Below are 5,878 nucleotides of genomic sequence, written 5' to 3' on the forward strand. Positions count from 1 at the left end.
CCCGCCCCGACAGTATCCTGATAGGCTTCGCGCTTTTCCCCGATCCGGTAGATCTCCGGTGTTTGCGTCAGGGTTTCATGGTGACCCGCCACAGCGCGATCGTGAGGCCGCCGTGGGGACGGTCGGAGGTGTATTGCAGATCCCAGGTCAGCGATCCGTCCGTGGGCGGCGCGTCCGGCGGCACGATGGCCGGATATTCGCTCACCACGTAGACGAACGGCCACCGCTTGGCCGCGTTGCTCAGCGTGGTCCAGCGGGTGATGTCGGACGGCATGCGCGATCCGGGGAACGCCCAGCGATCCTGGCAGCGGAAGGCCATGTCCGGCGCGACGTAGAGATTCACCGGGCCGCAGTGGTTCAGCACCGCCACCACCGGAACCTGATCGCCCACGCGCTCGCCGTGATCTTCGGCCCAGGCCATCGTCTCGCGGATGCCCCACGCGTTGTAGATGTAGTTGAAGTAGTCGTGCGAGTCGCGCCAGGGCAGGTCCAGCGCCGCCGGATCGGTCGAGGCTTTCACGTCGAATGGCAGCGCGAAGCCAACCGCCCACACGACCAGGATCGCCGCCGCCAAGCCGACCGTCGCCCAGCGCCGCGCGCGAAGCTGCGATGCGCGCTCGCGGCCCCGCGCGATCAGATCGCCCAGCAGATCGCCCGCCGCGACCATTTCCCCACCAAACAGCGCCGCCAGCGCACCGACGCCCGCCATCAAATAGCGCGACTGCACGTCGTCGGCCAGCGCGAGGTTGGGAATCCAGATCGCCAGCAGCCACGCCAGCGCGTAGATCGCCGGGCGCGGCTTGCGCCACAGCGCCACGACCGCCAGCACGACCAGGATCACCGACAGCGGCGTGGAGATCAGGTGGTCACCCCGCTCGCGGATGTCGCCCCACTTTTCGATCAGCAGGCTGTCCGTGCCCGGCTCCTGCTGGACGAGGTGCGTATCGAGCAGATAGGTATTTTCGCCATTGATCGCGCTTTCGACCGTCAGCGCGAGCACGCCCGCCCACGCCAGCCCGAACACGACCGCGCCCGCAACCAGCGCGCGGCGGTAGCGCCGCCAGAGCGTCCCGATCCACCGGGAAAGGTCGGCGCGGGTGAAGCGCGGCAGGTGAATCCCGCTCAGGAACAGCGCGCCCACGACCGGCAGCGCGATGATCCCGGCGGTCGTCAGCTTGGCGAGCACCGCCAGCGTGATCAGCGCGCCCGCGCCCAGCCCGCGCCGCAGCGTCGGACGCCGGACCACGAGCAGACTGCCCCAGGCCGCCAGCGACGCCAGCGCGCCCGCCAGCGGATCGGCCAGCGCGGTGCGGTCGAAAAACACCGCGAAGGGGACCAGCGCGTAAAAGATCATCGCGGGCAGCACCGCACGCCGCCCGAACAGCAGTTTGGCCGCTCCGCCCGCCGCCGCGCAGGTCAGCAGCGAGATCAGCGCGTTGGCCCAGCGCGACACGAGCAGTGTGCCTTCGCCCTGCGGATCGAACAGGCCGATCCAGTAGTAAAATAGCAGCTTGCCGTGGCTGGTTTCCATCGGGTTGTAGGCGAAATCATAGGCGGCCTGCGCGCGCCGGATGTGGTTGTATTCGTCCACGAATACGGGCACGGCGTCGGCGCGGTGCACGCGCAGCGCGAAGTGTCCGAGCAGCACGATCACGACCAGCAGGAGCGGTAAAAAGCGCTTGGCTGATGAAGACATATAACGACTCACTATCCGGGCAGGTTAAGGGGCGGGCGTGGCCTCGCGGGTCAAATTGGTGGCGATGTAGCCGATCCGTCCGTCGTCCAGCGTGATCTCGTGCCACTGATCGACCGTGTCGAGCACCTGGATGTCGCTGCCCGGCTGGAGCAGGGCGATCCGGTTGCACGTTTCGGCGGGGCAGTCGCGCACGTTGATGGGCTGCTGCGCCGTGACCACCCACGTGGTGAAGGGCGGCGTCGCGGTTGCGTTCGGTGTGGCACTGGCGCTGGGGGTGGTGGGACCGCTCGCGGTGGTGGGTTCCGGCTGCGCTGCCGGATCGGTGGTCGGCAGGGGGGCGGTGGTGGGCGCGACGGTTGGAACGATCTCCGTCTGGGAACTGTCGACCGAGTGCGACACGTAGCGGTCCGACATGACATACGCCGCGCCTGCCAGTCCCGCGCAGACGGCGGCAGTGACCAGCACGAACAGGAAGAAGTTTACCAGGCCCCTCATCCGCTGCTCCATCCTCGTACCGGCTGTCCAGACTGCCCGGTCCCTGGCGCGCGCCGTCCCTCTACGCACGCTGAGGGAAGCGCGGTTCGCCGTTCGACCGTGGGGAAACGGGATATGCGACTGTCTGGCCCGGCCCGTAGCATCTCACGTCAAGATTTTACGCCGCCGCGAGGGGAACGCAAAATGCGAGCGGCGGCCCGCCGGGTGTTATCCCCCAAACACTACCTGCGTCAGACGGTCGCCGTTGAGGTCGAGCACGTAGGCCGTGCCGTCGGCCATTTCCAGCAGGGCATGCAGCCCGGTCGAGAAGGGCCGCACGTCGCGCAGGGGCACGCCCGTCGAAGCGACCTCGCTGGTCAGGCGCACGGCGTCGCCGCTGCGTGTATCTTGCAGCACGAACTGGCCGCGGATTGTCGTCCACAGCAGCGCCGAATCGCCTTTGACGAACGTGACCGAGAGCCGGTTAAGTGGCGCGGCGATGTCGGGCACGGCGACGGGCGAGGTAAGGCCCCGGTCCACGATGTTGAGCACCATCACCTGATCCGTCCCGCCGTTGCCGATCAGCACGCGCGTCCCGGTCGCGTTCCACGGGAAGCCGAGATCCGTCTGCGTGGTGGAGAGGTACACCGCGCCGCCCGGCAGCCAGACTTCCTGCCGCCCCGTGCCGTCGGGATTCGTGCTGTAGAGGTGGCCGCGCTGGGTGTCGCCCTCGGCCAGCAGGCGGAACGCGAGAAGCTGCGCGCCGCCGTTGGCCCACGCGACGTGCCGCCCTTCGCCCGGCACGTACAACTGGCCGCTGCCGGTGTTATAGACGTACATCTGGAAGCGGTAGCAGCCGGAGTCGCCGCACGTATCGCGGTAGGCCGCCACGAACGCGATGTATTGGCCGTCCGGCGACCATTCGATCTCGTCCAGGTAGACGCGCAGCGCGTCCGGTTCGGCCAGCCCGTAGCTGTCCTGCGAGGCCGGGATCGAGCTGTGCTGCGGGAAGGGGAACAGCTCGGTTTCGGTGCCGTCCGCGTTCAGCAGCGTGACGCGCGTCATGCCCACCGGCTCCGGCAGCGCCGTATCGCAGCGCGGGATGCTGAGCACCTGCGAGCGCACCAGCAGCAGCCGGTCGCCTGCCGGGGCGGGGTGCACCGTGTAATCCAGCGCGGGCAGCGCCACGGCGGTCGGATCGGCGCGGGCGGCCTCGTCGGCCCACATCGTGCCGGTCAGACGATCCGGGCAGTTCTGCTCGACGCCGGTCAATCCCTGTGTCAGCGCGTCCAGCTCGACCGGCTGCCACGCGCTGGCGGGCGTCGCGTCGAGGGGGGGAATGGTGAACACGGCTTCCTGCCGCGCGGTGCCGTCTGGCGTGACGAAGAAGCGCGTCACGGTCGTCGCGTCGGGGCTGCGGCGGTAGGTGTACAGGCCGACGGTGGTCGGTTCCACGAAGTAATCGGTCGCGTTGCCTTCCGCCGCCCAACCGGTCACGCCGTTTGGAAGCTGGATCTGCCACCAGACGTAGTCCTGGTTGCACTGCGGCCCGTCGAGCACGGTGAACACGGTATCCGTCGCCAGCGCTTCGATCTCCGTCGCGCCGCCCGCGCCGGTCGCGGGCACGTTCTTCAGGCTGACCCCGAACGGCGACGTGACGCGGCCCGATCCGCCGATGGTGAGGCGCGGCGCGATCAGGCCGTCGCAGCCGCTTTGGGCCTGTACGCGCGTGGGATGGAGGACGAGCAGCGGGGCGATCAGCAGCAAACACACGACAGCGCCGGACAGCACCCGGCGCGCGGCGGAACCGGTCATGGTGGACTCTCCTGAAACGGGCGACTCGTGCCGATCATAACACGCGCGCGGTCCCTGTCACGGACGGCTTCCCGGCGGTTGGCCGATGCGTGCTCGGCGGGGTGGGAACCGTCGCGGCGACTGCGCTATGATATGCGAGCAGAAGACGACCGGGAATAGAGGCGGTATGGCAAGAAAATCCTGGATGCGATGGGCGGCGGCGCTGGCCCTGCTGGTGCTGCTGGCTGCGATCGTGACGGCGTGCGGCGGCGGTGGGCCGGTGCGGTTCGAGAACGCGCGCATGACGTCTGACAAGGACGGCGATCACGAGACGGATCGCTACGCGCGCGACGACACGTTTTACCTCGTCGTGGAGGTCAAGGGCGGGGGAGACGACGTGGTCTCGACGGCGGTGTGGCGCATCACGCAGGCGATGGGCATCCAGCCGGACTACACCATTGGCTCGTACTCGATCGAGGGCAGCGGCGGCAAGGTCTTTCATGCCCAGGCGCCCGAGGAGGGCTGGCCGGTGGGCCAGTATGCCGTCGATCTGTACCTGGATCAGGTGCTGCAAGACACGCTCGAATTTACGGTCGAGTAGCGGATTTTTCGCGTTTGGTGCTGGCGGAACAACGCCCAGGAGGCGAGATGAAACGTTTCCCGTTGGTTTTGTTAGTGGCACTACTGGTGATGGTGGCGCTGCTGCCGGGCGGCGCGGTGCGCGGGCAGTCCGATTCGGCGGAGGACGCGCTGCTGTCGATGCTGCGCTTCGTGCCCGACACGCCCGAAAATCGCAGCATGATCGTGTACGGCGATCCGGCGGCGTGGTATGAAAGCTGGGGCGTCACCGCGCCGCTTGAGGAGGATCTGATCCCCGATCTCGATGCGGATACGCGCGCGAAGCTGATGTTTGTCATGCCCGATCAGACGCTGCCGCCGGAGGCACTGGGCCTGCAATACATGCTCACTGCGCCGGACCAGGGCGACTATTACGGCTTCGACCTGTTCACCACCGATCGCTTCCTCTACGCGTCCAACCCGCCGGATGTCCTGACCGTGCTGGACGTGATCACCGAGCCGGACGCAATCGCGGCGGCGCTGACGTCGAACGGCTACGCCTCGGAAACGCTCGACGCGGGTACGCTGTTCAGCCTCAACGACGATTACGGCTTCGACCTCGCGTTCGAGGGCCCCGCCGTGGGGCGGATGGGCACGCTGAACCGGATCGCGCTGCTGGACGACGGCACGGTGCTGGTGGCCCGCGCGACGCCGGTCATCGAGGCGTCGTTGGCGGCGCTGGACGGCGACTCGGTCGCGGACCTGCCCACGTATCAGGCGGCGGTGGGCGCGCTGGGCGACGAGGCGCTGGCGCAGGCCGGATTGCTGGTCGGCACGATCTTCGTCGAAGGGCTGCAGGCCGAAGATCCGGCGCTGATGCTGTTCGGTCAGAACGTCACGCAGGAGCAGATCGACGCGCTGCAGGCGCAGATGGCCGAGCAGACCGATCCCCCGCTGGCGCCCTATTTGCTGACGGCGTTTGCGACGTTCCACACGCCGGGCGCGACGTCGCTGGTGCTGGCGGTGGTGTTCCCGGCGGGCGTCGATGCGCAGGCCATGGCGGACGTGCTGGGCGCGCGCATGCAAGACTATACGAGCCTACGCACGCAGCAGCCGATGTCCGATCTGTGGGCGCTCGATCAGGCGGTGGGCGTCGATGTGGACGGCCTGCCGATCGCGCTGGTGTCGATGCGGGTGGACGATCCGGAGCCGCTGGCCGAGGGCGATTCCGTCGGCAGTATGCGCGTGCTGGCGTGGCAGCAGATGATCTTCGCGCGCGATCTGGGCTTCCTGGCCGTCACCGCGCCGGAGGAGTAAGAAGCAGGGTGGGGTCGGCGGGGGCAGGGCGATGAGCAT

The 5,878-nt window shown here is 68.2% G+C and carries 5 protein-coding genes; 2 read left to right on the plus strand and 3 right to left on the minus strand.

Features of this window, described 5'->3' with window-relative positions; genetic code table 11:
• Positions 1-67: 67 nt before the first annotated feature.
• The 3 genes from V7116_RS15845 to V7116_RS15855 all read right to left on the minus strand — a co-directional run bounded on the left by V7116_RS15845 (position 68) and on the right by V7116_RS15855 (position 3,985).
• Positions 68-1,696, minus strand: a complete 1,629-nt coding sequence (locus tag V7116_RS15845) for a glycosyltransferase family 39 protein (RefSeq protein WP_324392922.1) — start codon at positions 1,694-1,696, stop codon at positions 68-70.
• Positions 1,697-1,720: 24 nt separating this feature from the next.
• Positions 1,721-2,191 (minus strand): SH3 domain-containing protein, encoded by a 471-nt coding sequence (locus V7116_RS15850; protein ID WP_324392923.1) that lies wholly within the window; start codon positions 2,189-2,191, stop codon positions 1,721-1,723.
• Positions 2,192-2,398: 207 nt separating this feature from the next.
• Positions 2,399-3,985, minus strand: coding sequence for a hypothetical protein (locus V7116_RS15855; RefSeq protein ID WP_324392924.1), 1,587 nt, complete (start codon positions 3,983-3,985; stop codon positions 2,399-2,401).
• A 166-nt stretch (positions 3,986-4,151) separates the two neighbouring features.
• On the opposite strand from V7116_RS15855, the gene V7116_RS15860 reads away from it, so the two are divergent.
• Both V7116_RS15860 and V7116_RS15865 read left to right on the plus strand, forming a co-directional pair.
• Entirely contained in the window at positions 4,152-4,565 is a 414-nt protein-coding gene (locus V7116_RS15860; RefSeq protein WP_324392925.1) for a hypothetical protein, read from the plus strand.
• Between the two features lie 47 nt (positions 4,566-4,612).
• Positions 4,613-5,839 (plus strand): hypothetical protein, encoded by a 1,227-nt coding sequence (locus V7116_RS15865; RefSeq protein WP_324392926.1) that lies wholly within the window; start codon positions 4,613-4,615, stop codon positions 5,837-5,839.
• Positions 5,840-5,878 lie beyond the last annotated feature (39 nt).

The organism is Aggregatilinea sp., from assembly GCF_036822615.1.
Taxonomy (GTDB): domain Bacteria; phylum Chloroflexota; class Anaerolineae; order Aggregatilineales; family Aggregatilineaceae; genus Aggregatilinea.

Coding starts and splice junctions, on each gene's coding strand:
- V7116_RS15845 (WP_324392922.1), bottom strand. CDS start 1,696: ATGTCTTCATCAGCCAAGCGCTTTTTACCGCTCCTGCTGGTCGTGATC.
- V7116_RS15850 (WP_324392923.1), bottom strand. CDS start 2,191: ATGAGGGGCCTGGTAAACTTCTTCCTGTTCGTGCTGGTCACTGCCGCC.
- V7116_RS15855 (WP_324392924.1), bottom strand. CDS start 3,985: ATGACCGGTTCCGCCGCGCGCCGGGTGCTGTCCGGCGCTGTCGTGTGT.
- V7116_RS15860 (WP_324392925.1), top strand. CDS start 4,152: ATGGCAAGAAAATCCTGGATGCGATGGGCGGCGGCGCTGGCCCTGCTG.
- V7116_RS15865 (WP_324392926.1), top strand. CDS start 4,613: ATGAAACGTTTCCCGTTGGTTTTGTTAGTGGCACTACTGGTGATGGTG.